We start from the raw sequence: 14,772 nt of genomic DNA on the forward strand, positions 1-14,772 counted from the left end.
GGAATGAGACACTGGCGACGTAACGCTATGCTGGCGACGCTCCCTGTCATTAGGGATAAATCGGTTCGTACGCCGTGGCGTGAATTCTGGCGGCGCTTTCTTCGGCAGCATGTCGCGGTCACCGCAGGTGTGTTTGTGCTGCTGCTGATTGCGATCGCGTTTCTGGCACCGTACCTGATGCCCTATGATGCCGAGACCTACTTCGATTATGACCGCCTGAATGAAGGCCCGTCGGCGGCGCATTGGCTAGGGGTGGATTCATTAGGGCGTGATATTTTCAGTCGGATCCTGATGGGGACGCGTATCTCGCTGGCGGCGGGCATTCTCTCGGTGCTGGTCGGGATGATTATCGGTACGACACTCGGTCTGGTGGCGGGCTACTACGAAGGGTGGGCAGACAGGATCATCATGCGCCTCTGCGACGTACTGTTTGCCTTCCCCGGTATTCTGCTGGCGATTGCCGTTGTGGCGATTATGGGCAGTGGGATGGCGAATGTGATTGTCGCCGTCGCGATTTTCAGCATCCCGGCTTTCGCCCGTCTGGTGCGCGGCAATACGCTGGTGCTGAAGCAACTTACCTATATTGAATCGGCCCGCAGCATTGGTGCCAGCGACCGGACGATCCTCTTTCGGCATATTCTGCCCGGTTCGGTGTCTTCCATCGTGGTGTTTTTCTCGATGCGCATTGGAATGTCGATCATCACGGCAGCCAGCCTGTCATTTTTAGGGCTGGGCGCACAGCCGCCGATGCCGGAGTGGGGAGCGATGCTGAACGAAGCGCGGTCGGATATGGTGATTGCCCCGCACGTCGCGATCTTCCCTAGTCTGGCGATCTTTCTGACGGTCTTGGCGTTTAATTTGCTGGGTGATGGCCTGCGCGATGCGCTCGACCCGAAATTGAAAAGCTGAATAAAAAGCAGTGATAAAAAAAGCGCGGTAAATACCGCGCTTTTTAGCAGTCAGACAGTTAGAACGAGGTGCGTTTGTAGCTGCGGTACTGCGGTTGCCAGAAGTTATGGTCAATCGCCTTCTGCAATGCATCGGCTGAAGTCACTACGGCTGCGCCTTGCAGCTGTGCGGCTTTACCCACATCCAGAGCAATACGCTTGGACACCTGCTGGATATCGGACAGATCCGGCAGCAGAGCGCCTTCACCGTTATTCGCCAGCGGCGAGCAGTCAGCCAGTGCGCGGCTGGCGGCCATCAACATGCCGTCAGTGATACGCTTGGCACCCGACGCCAGAACACCTAACCCGATACCTGGGAAAATGTAGGAGTTGTTGCACTGGGCGATAGGGAAGACTTTGCCCTGATAGTTAACCGGAGCGAACGGACTGCCGGTGGCGACCAGCGCTGAGCCTTCTGTCCAGCGAATGATATCTTCTGGACGGGCTTCCACGCGGGATGTCGGGTTAGACAGCGGCATCACGATAGGACGCGCGCAGTGCTTGTGCATTTCACGGATGATTTCTTCCGTGAACAGACCCGGCTGGCCGGATACACCGATCAGGATGGTCGGCTTGGCATTGCGTACCACTTCCAGCAGTGAAATCGCATCGCTGTTGCAATCCCAGTCAGCCAGCAGTTCACTTTTCTGCACCAGCTTGCTCTGGAAATCGAGCAGGTTCGGCAGTTTGTCCGTCAGCAGACCGAAGCGGTCAACCATGAAGACGCGTGCGCGTGCTTCTTCTTCGCTCAGCCCTTCAGACTTCATCTGCGCGACGATTTGCTCAGCAATACCACAGCCTGCGGAGCCCGCACCCAGGAAGGTAACGGTCTGATCGCGTAGCTGAGTCCCTGCTGCACGGCTGGCGGCAATCAGGCTGCCGATGGCAACGGCGGCGGTGCCCTGAATGTCATCGTTAAAGCTACAGATCTCATCACGATAGCGGTTCAGCAGTGGTGTGGCGTTTTTCTGTGCGAAGTCTTCAAACTGCAACAGCACGTTCGGCCAGCGGCGCTTAACGGCCTGAATGAATTCGTCAACGAAGGAATAGTATTCGTCGTCGGTGATACGCGGGTGGCGCCAGCCCATGTACAGCGGATCGTTCAGGCGCTGCGGGTTGTTGGTGCCGACATCCAGAACGACGGGCAGGGTGTAGGCCGGGCTGATGCCACCACAGGCGGTGTACAGCGACAGCTTACCGATTGGAATCCCCATGCCGCCGATACCCTGGTCGCCCAGACCCAGAATACGCTCACCGTCGGTCACAACGATGACTTTCACGTTCTGCTTGGTGGCGTTTTGCAGCATATCGTCGATATGTGCGCGGTTAGGGTAGGAGATAAACAGGCCGCGTGCGCGACGATAGATATCGGAGAAGTGTTCACAGGCTTCGCCAACGGTCGGGGTGTAGATGATAGGCATCATCTCACTGAGGTGACCGTCCAGCAGGCGGTAGAACAGCGTCTCGTTGGTGTCCTGAATGTTGCGCAGGTACACGTGTTTTTCAATATCGTGTTTGAATTCCTGGTACTGACGCCAGGCGCGTTCTGCCTGTTCTTCGATGGTTTCGACGGCTTCAGGCAGCAGACCATGCAGGTTAAAGTTAGCGCGTTCTTCTTCAGTAAACGCACTGCCTTTATTCAGCAGGGGAAATTCAAGCAATATTGGGCCAGCGTAGGGAATATGGAGAGGACGTTTGCTTTCGTATTCTAATTCCATGACTTTTTACTCTCGGATAACAGAAAAAACTCAGGTGTTGTCGATCAAAACTGTTGCGGATCTTAAATTACCCAGAAAATATGTACAGGAATTGTTAATTTAAATAGTTACAGATGGCTTGCATCTTAGTCAAAATGCAGGCTTTATCGATTCACCTCTCGTTTCTAACTCTTCCCTTTGCTGAAATTCTTTGCTGACCTCTGCCGTTATTCCTCAATAAAGTGATGTTCAATGTCGGTGCAGCCTAACTCGGCCAGCATAATTTGCGAAATGGCCCAGTGGCTGACAACTGCATTACGACGCTCAACGACAGCCGCGTGTTTAATGGTGCACGTATCTTCGCCAGCAAGGTTCATCAGATTCAACGCGACTTGCAAAGGCGGCAGGCTAGGGTTGAATGCCGCATTTTCTGCGTAGCGTCCGGTATAAATGTTGCCACTTGAGGTTTCCAGCGCAATGCCGCTGATGGCTTTACTATAGGGGGCGTGGCTACGGTTGGCGGCATCCAGCGCCCGACGCGCAAGCGCGTTCACATTCTGCAAGGTTGCGCCGTGGTTGACGTCATCCATCAGCAAGGTATCGATGTGCAGATCGACGGGGCCAAAGGAATCCGGCAGATAGTGGCTGAGCACGGCAGGCTGGCGACCCGGCAATTGAATGCGCAGCGAGGCGGCATTACGTAATTCGTTCATAAACTGACGACAGTGGCCACATGGCGTGTAGTTCACGGTCACGGCCCGCAACCCACGCTCATTGCGTATCCAGGCGTGGCTGACGGCGCTTTGTTCGGCATGCACCGTTTGCTGCAACTGAACCGCGCTGAACTCCATGTTGGCACCAAAGTAGAAATTGCCGCTGAGTCCTTGCGCAATCGCACCAACCTGAAAATTCGAGATAGGTGCTTGTGCGCAGGCCGCTGCCAGAGGCAACAGCGCAAAGGCCAACGCATCGGCGTCTAGCTGGCTGGCTTCGCAGACGGCATTCACGTCGTCTGCGGTGAGCATGGCGGCAAAATCTGGTTTATCGATCAAAGGACCGATCGCGGCTTGCAGACTGGCAGGTAATTGCTGGAAGGCGTTTTCAAATCGTGGATGCATATCGGCGTACTCTTTTTACCCGTCAATGACGTCATGTTAGGGAGCAGAGTAGCAATAAATTGTGATCAAAATCTCTTTGTTGAATGAAAGGAATGCAAATTAACTGTTAAATGCGAGATGTATCTCAATTTTATGGCAGGGCGAAGCGAGGTACGCACCGTCCCCGCGAGATTCAGCCAGCGACGTGTAAGAGCAGAGGGAAAATGAGCGGCGCAATCAGCGACGTGATGATCCCGCAGATGACCAGCGCCAGCGAACTGAATGCGCCTTCCTGATAATCAACCTCCGCACAGCGTGCCGTACCAAGTGCGTGTGAGGCGGTGCCCATCGACAGCCCACGTGCGGCTTTGGTTTTAATACCGATACGGTTGAACACACTGTGGCCTAAGACTGCGCCGAGGATACCGACAAAAATCACGCAGACGGCGCTGATAGCAGGAATCCCACCAATCGAGCTGGCGACGGCCATCGCAATCGGCGTGGTGACGGATTTCGGTAGCACCGAGGCGGCAATTTCTGGCGATGCACCCATCCACAGCGCCACCAGCGTGCCGGAGATAATGGCGGTCAGGCTACCGATGAAGCACACGCTGATGATCGACTTCCAGCGCGCGCGAATTTGGTGCAGCTGTTCATAAAGCGGGAACGCCAGCGCGACCACCGCCGGTTGCAGCAGATCGTTAAGGACTTTGCTGCCCTGAAAATAGTGCTCGTAGGGAATCTTCAATACCAGCAGCAGCGGAATAATAATCGCCATCGATACCAGCAGCGGGTTCAACAGGGAAATTCGGGTCAGCACGGCCAGTTTACGCGCGGCGAAAAAGACAATCAGAGTGAGGGGCAGTGACCACCACAAATAGCTGAACATTATTCATTATCCTTCGGCGGCGTGCGATCGCCAGCCACGGCTCGTTCACGCTGCATTATCTGGGTACTGAAACCCACAACCAACATCACAATAAAGGTACTGATCAGGCAGGAAACCACGATGGGGCCAAACTGTTGGCTGACCAGATCGTAATAATTCATCACGCCGACGCCGATAGGGACGAACAGCAGCGCCATGTGGCGAATAAGAAGGTGGCAACCCGGTTTTACCCACTGCGCGGGCAGAATTTGCGAGGCGAGAAGGATGAACAAGACCAGCATGCCGATGATACTGCCGGGGATAGTGAACGGAAGTAACGCGGATACCGCATTGCCTGCCAGCAGGCAGAGATAAATCAATGCGAAAGCGCGTAAATACTGCCAGCACACGATGAACGTATTACGCATGGGAAATTCCTGATTAGCTGAGGGGATTATCATAACGCTAATGGAATTTACGTGCTACAGCGCACATTGCTAACGTTATGCGGCAACTCATGGCAGGGGAGATGTGATGAATAGCATGAGAGCGACAGCAAACGTGCCGCACCCAGGCTTTTGTTGTTCCAAATACTTTATTGATCCAAATAGTCGTTAGTCAAATAGCCGTTCATCACGAATCGCGGCACAGACCGCGTCGGTCAGCTTACGCAGTTCATCAGGCTGAATGATAAACGGCGGCATCAGATAAATGAGTCGACCAAAGGGGCGAATCCACACGCCGCGCTCGACGAAGAAGCGCTGTAGCCGCGCCATATTAACCGGACGCCGTGTTTCCACTACGCCGATAGCGCCCAGCACGCGAACGTTCGCCACCAGCGGCGAATCCGCGCAGGGTTGCAGGGTTTCTTGCAGCTGCCGTTGAATCTGTTTGACCTGCTCCTGCCAGCGGTTTTCCTCCAGGATCGATAAACTGGCGTTGGCTGCCGCGCAGGCGAGCGGATTGCCCATAAATGTGGGGCCGTGCATAAAACAGCCTGCCGCGCCGTTGCTGATGGTTTCCGCCACTATTCGGGTGGTTATTGTGGCGGAGAGCGTCATATAACCGCCAGTCAGCGCTTTTCCCAGGCACATAATATCGGGTGAAATTCCCGCATGCTCACAGGCAAACAGCTTGCCGGTGCGGCCAAATCCGGTGGCGATCTCATCGGCAATCAGCAAAATGCCCCATTGATCGCACAGTTCCCGAACCCGACGCAGGTAGGCCGGGTGGTAGAAACGCATGCCGCCTGCACCCTGTACGATGGGTTCCAGAATCACGGCCGCGATCTCATGAGTATGCGCTGACAGCATCGCCTGTAGCGGTGCGATCTCCGCTTCCTGCCACTCGTCGGTAAAACCACCTTCGTTGATCGCGGCGCAGGGCGGTGCATCGACAAACAGGTGGGTAGGCAGATAGCCCTGATACAGACTGTGCATCGAATTTTGCGGATCGCACACGGACATGGCACCGAAGGTGTCACCGTGATAGCCATGACGCAGGGTGAGAAAGCGCTGACGGGCTTCACCGCGTGCCTGCCAATATTGCAGCGCCATTTTCATCGCTACTTCGACGGCTACCGAGCCGGAATCCGCCAGAAATACGCATTCCAACGCTTCTGGCGTTATATCCACCAGTTGGCGGCACAGCGTCACCGCCGCCGGATGGGTGATCCCGCCGAACATCACGTGCGACATCTGGCTGAGCTGAGCCTGTACCGCCTGATTGATTACCGGATGGTTGTAACCGTGAATCGCTGCCCACCACGACGACATACCGTCAATCAGGCGACGCCCGTCGTTCAACTGAAGCTCTACGCCGCTGGCTGATATGACCGGATAGCAGGGCAGCGGTTCGGTCATTGACGTGTAGGGGTGCCAGATGTGGCGCTGGTCAAAAGCAAGGTCTTCTGGGTTCATGGTGATCTTTCGTAAACCAAAATGGACTCTATTTGGTTGACAGTATATCGGGTTAATTTACACTGGCGAAACGTTTTTAGTTTGGAGATGCCGAGATGGCTGACCGCATGTACTGGACGCTTGAGCAAGCGCAAGACTTATTTAATAAACCATTTCTGGAACTGATGTTTGAAGCGCAGCAGATCCACCGTCAGCATTTTGATCCCCGTCAGGTACAGGTCAGTACGTTACTGTCGATAAAAACCGGTTCTTGCCCTGAGGACTGTAAATATTGCCCGCAGAGCTCCCGCTATCGCACCGGTATTGATACCGAACGCTTGATGCAGGTTGAGCAAGTGCTGGAGTCGGCTCGTCAGGCGAAAGCCACAGGGTCGACGCGCTTTTGTATGGGCGCGGCGTGGAAAAACCCGCACGAGCGTGACATGCCGTATCTGGAACAGATGGTGCAAGGCGTGAAAGCGATGGGGATGGAAACCTGTATGACGCTGGGAACGCTGCACAACGATCAGGCCGCGCGTCTGGCCTCTGCCGGACTGGATTTCTATAACCATAACCTCGATACCTCGCCGGAATTTTACGGCAGCATCATCACCACCCGCACGTATCAAGAGCGTCTGGATACGCTGGATAAAGTGCGCGGTGCGGGCATTAAAGTCTGCTCGGGCGGCATCGTTGGATTGGGTGAAACCGTGCGCGACCGCGCCGGGCTGCTGGTGCAATTGGCTAACCTGCCGACGCCGCCGGAAAGCGTGCCGATCAACATGCTGGTTAAGGTGAAAGGCACGCCGCTAGCGGATAACGATGATGTTGATCCATTTGATTTCATTCGGACTATTGCCGTTGCGCGCATCATGATGCCGGCTTCCTATGTGCGCCTGTCCGCCGGACGCGAGCAGATGAGCGAGCAAACGCAGGCAATGTGCTTTATGGCGGGGGCGAACTCCATTTTCTACGGCTGCAAACTGCTTACCACGCCAAACCCGAAAGAAGACAAAGATCTGGCGCTGTTCCTCAAATTAGGTCTGAATCCGCAGCAGACGGGGACTGAATTCGGGGATAACCAACAGCAGCAGCGGTTGGCGGAACAGCTGATTAATGCCGATAGTGAGCAATTTTATAATGCTGCGGTATGACGTCCAGCCTGCAAACCGTCGGGTAAGGCGTGCTGCATCATGAGCTGGCAGCAACGTATTGACGCCGCGCTGGTACAACGCCAGCGCGATGATGCTTACCGTGTGCGACGGGTGAATCAAGGCGGTAGCGGGCGCTGGCTGATGCAGGGCGATCGCGGCTACCTGAATTTTTCCAGCAACGACTATCTGGGGCTGAGCCACCACCCAGAGATTGTGCGCGCCTGGCAGCAGGGCGCTGAGCAATACGGTATTGGCAGCGGCGGTTCCGGGCATGTGACGGGGTATACCGATGCCCATGCCGCGCTGGAAGATCAGCTTGCCGACTGGCTGGGCTATCCGCGTGCGCTGCTGTTTATTTCCGGCTATGCCGCGAATCAGGCGGTGGTGGCCGCGCTGGCACAGGCGGAAGACCGTATTTTCGCCGATAAACTCAGCCACGCTTCGCTGCTGGAAGCAGCTGCACAGTCGCCCGCGACGCTGCGCCGTTTTAAACACAATCAGGTCGATAGCCTGCAAGCGCTGCTGGAAAAGCCTGCGGATGGTCAGACGCTGGTGGTGACCGAAGGCGTTTTCAGCATGGATGGCGATACCGCGCCGCTGTCGGCGCTACAAGCCCTGTGCCGAGCGCACGATGCCTGGCTGATGGTGGACGATGCACACGGGATTGGCGTGCTGGGTGATGAAGGTCGCGGCAGCTGTTGGCAGCAGGGCGTCAAGCCTGAACTGCTGATTGTCACGTTTGGTAAGGCGTTCGGTGTGAGCGGCGCGGCGGTACTGTGCGCCGAACCGTTGGCCGAGTACTTCCTGCAATTCGCTCGTCATTTGATTTACAGCACTTCGATGCCTGCCGCACAGGCCTGTGCGCTGAGCGCGGCGGTCAACGGTGTCCGACAGGGCGACGCGCGGCGTGATGCGCTACGACGCAACATCGCCCAGTTTCGCGCGGGCTTTTCCAACTCCTCCTATCAACTGATGGATTCACAGAGCGCGATTCAGCCGCTGATTGTTGGTGAGAACGCGCGGGCAATGGCGCTGATGAGCCAACTGCGTGAACAGGGCGTGTGGGTCAGTGCGATGCGCCCGCCGACAGTGCCTGTCGGCAGCGCGCGTCTGCGGATTACGCTGACGGCGGAACATCAGCCGGATGATATCAGTCGCTTGCTTACGGTATTGCACCATGCTGACAGAAAACTATAACAAGCAGGCGATTGCGCAGGCGTTTGGGCGAGCTGCGGGGTGTTACGATCGCTTTGCCGAGCTGCAACGTACTAGCGGAGAACGCCTGCTAGCGCTGATGCCGCCACACAGCGGTCTACAGGTGCTGGATGCGGGGTGCGGAACCGGGCATTTTAGCCGCCACTGGCGTCAGGCGGGTAACTATGTGACCGCGCTGGATTTGTCGGTAGACATGCTGGCGTATGCCCGTGAACTGGACGCAGCAGACTGCTATCAGGAAGGGGATATCGAAAACCTGCCGCTGGCGGATGGCTGTGTAGACATCAGCTATAGCAATCTGGCCGTGCAGTGGTGTGATTCGTTACCGCGTGCGTTGGCCGAGCTGTATCGGGTTACGCGGCCGGGGGGCGTGATTGCGTTTGCGACGCTGGCGGACGGCTCCTTAAGCGAACTATCACAGGCGTGGCAGCGGCTGGACGGCACGCAGCGGACCAATCGCTTTCTGCCGCTCTCCGCTATCGACGCGGCCTGTCAGCCTTATCGACATCATTTAGTACAAGAACGTGAGGTCTGCCTTTTCCCTGATGTATTGACGTTGATGAAATCTCTGAAGGGGATTGGCGCGACCTGGCTGCACGAAGGGCGTACGCCGGGGCTATTGAGCCGGGCACGTCTGGCGGCGCTGTCTGCCCACTATCCGCAAGAACAGGGCGGCTACCCGCTCAGCTATCAATTGGTTTATGGAGTGATTTATCGTGATTGAGCGCTGGTTTGTGACGGGCACGGATACCGAGGTTGGGAAAACGGTCGCGAGTACGGCGTTACTTCAGGCTGCTAATCAGGCTGGATATCGTACCGCAGGCTATAAACCTGTGGCGTCCGGCTGTGAAATGACGGCCGATGGCATTCGCAACAGCGATGCGCTGGCGCTTCAAGCTAATAGCAGTGTCCGGCTGGAGTATCAGGCGGTGAACCCGCTGGCGTTTATGGAACCGACGTCACCGCACATTATCAGTGCGGTGGAACTGCGGCCTATCCATCTCCCAGCGTTGTCCGCAGGGCTACGGGCATTAGAAACGCAGGCGGATTGGCTGCTGGTCGAAGGCGCTGGCGGGTGGTTTACGCCGTTGTCAGAGCAAGATACGTTTGCCGACTGGGTGGTTCAGGAGCAGCTTCCCGTGATTTTGGTGGTCGGCATCAAGCTGGGGTGTATCAACCACGCGATGCTAACGGCCCACGCGATTCAACACGCGGGCCTGCGCCTTGGCGGCTGGATTGCTAATGACATCACGCCACCCGGAAAATGGCACCAGCCGTATCTGCAAACGCTGCAACAGCACCTACCCGCGCCGATGCTGGGCGAAATTCCTTATATATCGGATCTTCAGTTGCATGATTTGGGGCAGTATATTGATATTGGGTTATTAGCGGAGTAATCATTTTAGCAACCCTTCGCCTGCGTCTAATCAAGCAACGGTTTTTGTTGTTTTTTACCACCGTTTGTTTCACGACTGTAAAACCTACATTTTTATGCCGATTAATAGCTAAAACCTTCTTGAGTTTTCCCCTAACTCCCCGCCATGCCTGAATTGTTGCAATTTAGCCCTCTGCTGTTTTTAGTCTTTTTCCGTCTAATACTTATGCGATAAATCACAGAAAGAGTGTGAAGAAAATCCATATCAGGGGGGATCGCGAATGAAGCGGGTATTTCTCTAACTCAGTGCTGATGCGGGGTTGTGGGAGTTATCCACCATTTCTGTGGATAACTATGTGAATTATGGATAGACAACACGGCCTAACCGAGAGCTGGCGCGGCCTGTCGCCAGGTTGACGCTATTCTCCACGGTTTTGCTAATCTATTTATTATCATATGCTTAAGTAAAATCAAGCGTCTTGAACATCAATGGGGCGTAGTTGCATAAATTAACGTCACCGGTCATCCCCGTATGTTACATTTTTACCAAATCTGGGGATAAATCATGATGATTTTATCTGGTAGATTGAATATGAATGTGCTAGCAAATTCATTTGTCGATTAATCATCCAATCCAGCGATAATTTCCTTGATGCTGTTTTTATATCCAGTATCATTGCGGTGGCGAATTTCGTCATTGGCATTCAAAATGTCATTGGCATTCAAAATCAAGTTCCGAGCATCCACCCACGAACGTCGCATTGCGCGATGGGTAATAACGATAAGTAGCGTGCTTAACGATGAGTAAAGTATTTACACTGAATTCCGACTTTAAACCGGCAGGCGATCAGCCTGAGGCCATTCGTCGTTTAAAAGAGGGTCTGGAAGACGGGTTAGCGCACCAAACGCTGCTTGGGGTGACGGGCTCAGGTAAGACGTTCACGATCGCCAACGTAATTGCCGACCTCAATCGGCCGACGATGATGTTGGCACCGAATAAAACGCTGGCAGCCCAGCTGTATGGCGAAATGAAAGAATTCTTTCCTGATAATGCCGTCGAGTACTTCGTCTCGTACTACGACTATTATCAGCCAGAAGCCTACGTTCCAAGCTCGGACACCTTTATTGAAAAAGATGCGTCGGTTAACGAACATATCGAACAGATGCGTCTTTCTGCAACAAAAGCGCTGCTGGAGCGGCGCGATGTGATCGTCGTGGCCTCGGTATCCGCGATCTATGGTCTGGGCGATCCCGATCTCTATCTGAAAATGATGCTGCACCTGACGCAGGGGATGCTGATTGACCAGCGCGCTATTTTGCGACGTCTGGCCGAATTGCAGTATGCCCGCAACGATCAGTCGTTTCAGCGCGGTACGTTCCGCGTGCGCGGTGAGGTGATCGATATCTTCCCTGCGGAATCTGACGAAATCGCGCTGCGTGTTGAACTGTTCGATGAGGAAGTCGAGCGGTTGTCGCTGTTTGACCCGCTGACGGGCCACGTCCTCCAGACGGTGCCGCGCTATACCATCTATCCAAAAACGCACTACGTCACGCCGCGTGAGCGTATTTTGCAGGCGATGGAAGAGATCAAGGTTGAACTGGTCGACCGTAAAAGGGTGCTGCTGGCCAATGACAAACTGGTGGAAGAGCAGCGATTGAGCCAGCGCACGCAGTTTGATCTGGAGATGATGAACGAACTGGGTTACTGCTCCGGTATCGAAAATTACTCACGCTACCTTTCCGGTCGCGGCCCTGGCGAGTCGCCACCGACGCTGTTTGACTATCTGCCTGCGGACGGGCTGCTGGTCATTGACGAATCCCACGTCACCGTGCCTCAGATCGGCGGTATGTATCGCGGCGACCGCGCGCGTAAAGAGACGCTGGTCGAATACGGTTTCCGGCTGCCTTCAGCGCTGGATAACCGACCGATGAAATTTGAAGAATTTGAAGCACTGGCTCCACAGACGATCTATGTATCTGCGACGCCGGGTAACTATGAGTTGGAAAAATCGGGCGGTGACGTGATCGATCAGGTGGTGCGTCCCACCGGGCTGCTCGATCCGATCATCGAAGTACGACCTGTCGCAACCCAGGTGGACGATCTGCTTTCCGAAATTCGCCTGCGTGCTGCAATTAATGAACGGGTACTGGTAACCACGCTGACCAAGCGAATGGCGGAAGATCTCACTGAATATCTGGAAGAACACGGCGAGCGGGTACGTTATCTGCACTCGGATATCGATACCGTCGAACGTGTGGAAATCATCCGTGATTTACGTCTTGGCGAGTTCGACGTGCTGGTGGGGATCAACCTGCTGCGTGAAGGGCTGGATATGCCTGAAGTGTCGCTGGTGGCGATTCTGGATGCCGATAAAGAGGGTTTCCTGCGTTCTGAACGTTCCCTGATCCAGACGATTGGGCGTGCGGCACGTAACCTGCGTGGCAAAGCCATTCTCTACGGCGACAGGATTACGGCGTCGATGGCGAAAGCGATTGGTGAAACGGAGCGTCGCCGCGAGAAGCAGGAAGCCTACAACACCGAACACGGGATTGTGCCGCAGGGAATCAATAAGAAGATCTCCGATATCCTGCAACTCGGTAAGCCGACGAACAAAGGTAAAGGGCGTGGCAGTCGTAAAGCGGCAGAGCCAGCAGCAGGTTATGAACTCATGACGCCGAAGGCGCTGGAGCTGAAAATCCGCGAGTTGGAAAGCAAGATGTTGACGCACGCGCAGAACCTTGAATTTGAAGAGGCGGCCGCTCTGCGCGATGAAGTACACGCACTGCGCGCACAATTTATCGCCGTATCCTAACGATGCAAGCACTCGCTGAGGATCAATGATGGATCAGACTATACCGGGAGTAGAAGTGCTGTTTGTGGCGGGTTTCGGGCCGATCGTGAAATCCCTTTCTGCCAGCCATGCGCTCTATGTCGATACGCTGAAGTTGCCGCTGAAGCCTGTTGCGGAAGGGAGCGACTATCTGGTGAGCGACGAGATAGATGGCGTGAAGCATTTCGCGCTGTGGCCGCTGTCGCAGGCTAGTGAGTCCTGTTTCGGGCACGAAAGTTGGCCTGCGGATCTTCCTGAACCGCAAAGCTGGCTGGAGTTCGAAGTGGCTGACATGGTGGAGGCGACCAGCACGCTGAAAGCGCAAGGCTATGTGTTACTGGTGGAAAACCGTCTTGAGCCTTGGGGACAGCAGGTCACGCGTTTCCTGAGTCCCGAAGGCATTCTGATTGGTGTAACTTATACGCCGTGGCTGCGGGATTGAGAGCCCAACAGCTGTAGCGCACGATCGATGGCCTGGCGCAGTAACTCACGGTCGTGATGGTGAGGAACATCTTCTGCGGCCAGTGCCTGCTGTACGACCAGCCGGTCGCCAATCTGGCTGATATCGACTTTTGGACCGACGATCGCGGCATCAACCACGGGTTTCCCTACCTTGTGTTCAATCCAGGATAGCTTCTCCACCAGCGTCAGACGGGCGGCGGGGTTGCTCTGCTCATTGCCCAGATTGCCGATGTACACCATAGGAGCGGGCGTGCGGCGGAGTGCCTGTGTCAGATCTTCCAGCAGCAGTAGCGGCATCAGGCTGGTCAGAAAGCTGCCGGGACCAATCAAAATCAGGTCGGCTTTTGCGATGGCATCAATCGCCTCGCGCGTGGCCGGCACCGTCGGGTACAGCATCAAATCCTGCGGCAAGGCTGCCAGCTGATCGATCTCGACTTCACCATAAACGGGGTTGCCCTGTTCATCAATTGCCATCAAATCGACAGGATGCTCGGACATCGGAATTAAAAAGGCATCCACTTTGAGCAGGTTACGGAGCAGGTTAATGGCTTCCAGCGGCCGCACGCTCAGGTGATCGAGCGCTTTTAGCATCAGGTTACCCAGATTGTGCCCAGCAAGTTCACCGTTACCGTTAAACCGATACTCAAACATCGCGGATGCCACGCTGGGCGTCGTAATAAGTTGATTCAGGCAATTGCGGGTATCGCCCCAGGCAATGCCTCCTTCAGAGCGACGGATGCGGCCAGTCGAACCACCGTTATCTGTCGTCGTGACAATGCCGGTTAGCCGTGAACCCAGGGAAGAGAGCGAAGACATCACACGACCTAAACCGTGTCCGCCTCCGAGTGCGACAACCCTGTCGAGGTCGGCCAACGTGCGATTGCGCATAGAAAACCTTATGAATGAGCCAGAGGAATATGAATAACGTGTATACCCGTCATACTTCAAGTTGCATGTGCGTTGGCTGCGTTCAAATACTCGGCCCATCGTGGGCCTCGCCCTGAAGGGCCGCTGCAAGCAGCGTTCAAATCTGCTCCCGGCAGATTTGTCACCCGAATCACTTACCTGAGTAAGCTCATCGGGATGCCTTCTCTTGCCGCCTGCCTGAAACTCGAATTATTTAGGGTATAAGAATTGTCGCTAAGGTAGCTGATTTCACCTTAAAACGCGAAAAATCCTCACGTAGGCATGACCTGAGACAATTTCTGCCGCGTATTTTTCCGTATGC

The 14,772-nt window shown here is 55.0% G+C and carries 13 protein-coding genes; 7 read left to right on the forward strand and 6 right to left on the reverse strand.

Features of this window, described 5'->3' with window-relative positions; all coding sequences use genetic code 11:
* Window positions 1-3 precede the first annotated feature (3 nt).
* Complete coding sequence (gene gsiD / locus BJJ97_RS13070) at window positions 4-909, forward strand: glutathione ABC transporter permease GsiD (RefSeq protein WP_095699074.1); 906 nt, start codon at window positions 4-6, stop codon at window positions 907-909.
* 58 nt (window positions 910-967) lie between these two features.
* Here the strand turns inward: gsiD and BJJ97_RS13075 are convergent, their stop codons facing one another.
* The 5 genes from BJJ97_RS13075 to bioA form a co-directional block, all read right to left on the reverse strand.
* On the reverse strand, window positions 968-2,665 hold the full coding sequence (locus BJJ97_RS13075; protein ID WP_095994217.1) for an NAD-dependent malic enzyme: 1,698 nt from the start codon (window positions 2,663-2,665) through the stop codon (window positions 968-970).
* Window positions 2,666-2,871: 206 nt separating this feature from the next.
* A complete protein-coding gene (gene cdd, locus BJJ97_RS13080; RefSeq protein WP_095994218.1) occupies window positions 2,872-3,762 on the reverse strand; it encodes a cytidine deaminase in 891 nt (296 codons plus the stop codon).
* Window positions 3,763-3,934: 172 nt separating this feature from the next.
* Window positions 3,935-4,630: a CidB/LrgB family autolysis modulator gene (locus BJJ97_RS13085; protein WP_010280886.1), complete on the reverse strand. Its 696-nt coding sequence runs from the start codon at window positions 4,628-4,630 to the stop codon at window positions 3,935-3,937.
* Window positions 4,630-5,037 carry a CidA/LrgA family protein gene (locus BJJ97_RS13090; protein WP_014914903.1) on the reverse strand — a complete coding sequence of 136 codons (408 nt, stop codon included), beginning with the start codon at window positions 5,035-5,037 and terminating at the stop codon, window positions 4,630-4,632. The genes BJJ97_RS13085 and BJJ97_RS13090 overlap by 1 nt, the downstream gene beginning before the upstream one ends.
* 186 nt (window positions 5,038-5,223) lie before the next feature.
* A complete protein-coding gene (gene bioA, locus BJJ97_RS13095; RefSeq protein WP_095994219.1) occupies window positions 5,224-6,528 on the reverse strand; it encodes an adenosylmethionine--8-amino-7-oxononanoate transaminase in 1,305 nt (434 codons plus the stop codon).
* 95 nt (window positions 6,529-6,623) lie between these two features.
* Between bioA and bioB the strand changes: the two genes are divergently transcribed.
* The 6 genes from bioB (at window position 6,624) to BJJ97_RS13125 (ending at window position 13,524) form a co-directional block, all read left to right on the forward strand.
* Window positions 6,624-7,661 (forward strand): biotin synthase BioB, encoded by a 1,038-nt coding sequence (gene bioB, locus BJJ97_RS13100; protein WP_039484473.1) that lies wholly within the window; start codon window positions 6,624-6,626, stop codon window positions 7,659-7,661.
* 39 nt (window positions 7,662-7,700) lie between these two features.
* On the forward strand, window positions 7,701-8,858 hold the full coding sequence (bioF, locus tag BJJ97_RS13105) for an 8-amino-7-oxononanoate synthase (RefSeq protein ID WP_095994220.1): 1,158 nt from the start codon (window positions 7,701-7,703) through the stop codon (window positions 8,856-8,858).
* Window positions 8,839-9,600, forward strand: coding sequence for a malonyl-ACP O-methyltransferase BioC (gene bioC / locus BJJ97_RS13110; protein ID WP_095994221.1), 762 nt, complete (start codon window positions 8,839-8,841; stop codon window positions 9,598-9,600). Before bioF ends, bioC begins: the two co-directional genes overlap by 20 nt.
* Window positions 9,593-10,273: a dethiobiotin synthase gene (gene bioD / locus BJJ97_RS13115; protein WP_095994222.1), complete on the forward strand. Its 681-nt coding sequence runs from the start codon at window positions 9,593-9,595 to the stop codon at window positions 10,271-10,273. The genes bioC and bioD overlap by 8 nt, the downstream gene beginning before the upstream one ends.
* Window positions 10,274-11,051: 778 nt before the next feature.
* Window positions 11,052-13,064, forward strand: a complete 2,013-nt coding sequence (gene uvrB / locus BJJ97_RS13120; RefSeq protein ID WP_095994223.1) for an excinuclease ABC subunit UvrB — start codon at window positions 11,052-11,054, stop codon at window positions 13,062-13,064.
* Between the two features lie 28 nt (window positions 13,065-13,092).
* Window positions 13,093-13,524, forward strand: a complete 432-nt coding sequence (locus BJJ97_RS13125) for a VOC family protein (protein ID WP_095994224.1) — start codon at window positions 13,093-13,095, stop codon at window positions 13,522-13,524.
* Here the strand turns inward: BJJ97_RS13125 and yvcK are convergent.
* Window positions 13,500-14,432, reverse strand: coding sequence for a uridine diphosphate-N-acetylglucosamine-binding protein YvcK (yvcK, locus tag BJJ97_RS13130; protein ID WP_039484424.1), 933 nt, complete (start codon window positions 14,430-14,432; stop codon window positions 13,500-13,502). The genes BJJ97_RS13125 and yvcK overlap by 25 nt on opposite strands.
* Between the last annotated feature and the right edge of the window lie 340 nt (window positions 14,433-14,772).

Source organism: Pectobacterium polaris, from assembly GCF_002307355.1.
Classification (GTDB): Bacteria; Pseudomonadota; Gammaproteobacteria; order Enterobacterales; family Enterobacteriaceae; genus Pectobacterium; species Pectobacterium polare.

Excerpts from the sequence above, each read along its gene's own strand:
- BJJ97_RS13090 (WP_014914903.1), bottom strand. The coding sequence starts at position 5,037 with ATGCGTAATACGTTCATCGTGTGCTGGCAGTATTTACGCGCTTTCGCA.
- BJJ97_RS13125 (WP_095994224.1), top strand. The coding sequence starts at position 13,093 with ATGGATCAGACTATACCGGGAGTAGAAGTGCTGTTTGTGGCGGGTTTC.
- gsiD (WP_095699074.1), top strand. The coding sequence starts at position 4 with ATGAGACACTGGCGACGTAACGCTATGCTGGCGACGCTCCCTGTCATT.
- yvcK (WP_039484424.1), bottom strand. The coding sequence starts at position 14,432 with ATGCGCAATCGCACGTTGGCCGACCTCGACAGGGTTGTCGCACTCGGA.
- bioF (WP_095994220.1), top strand. The coding sequence starts at position 7,701 with ATGAGCTGGCAGCAACGTATTGACGCCGCGCTGGTACAACGCCAGCGC.
- uvrB (WP_095994223.1), top strand. The coding sequence starts at position 11,052 with ATGAGTAAAGTATTTACACTGAATTCCGACTTTAAACCGGCAGGCGAT.
- bioC (WP_095994221.1), top strand. The coding sequence starts at position 8,839 with ATGCTGACAGAAAACTATAACAAGCAGGCGATTGCGCAGGCGTTTGGG.
- BJJ97_RS13075 (WP_095994217.1), bottom strand. The coding sequence starts at position 2,665 with ATGGAATTAGAATACGAAAGCAAACGTCCTCTCCATATTCCCTACGCT.
- cdd (WP_095994218.1), bottom strand. The coding sequence starts at position 3,762 with ATGCATCCACGATTTGAAAACGCCTTCCAGCAATTACCTGCCAGTCTG.
- bioB (WP_039484473.1), top strand. The coding sequence starts at position 6,624 with ATGGCTGACCGCATGTACTGGACGCTTGAGCAAGCGCAAGACTTATTT.
- BJJ97_RS13085 (WP_010280886.1), bottom strand. The coding sequence starts at position 4,630 with ATGTTCAGCTATTTGTGGTGGTCACTGCCCCTCACTCTGATTGTCTTT.
- bioA (WP_095994219.1), bottom strand. The coding sequence starts at position 6,528 with ATGAACCCAGAAGACCTTGCTTTTGACCAGCGCCACATCTGGCACCCC.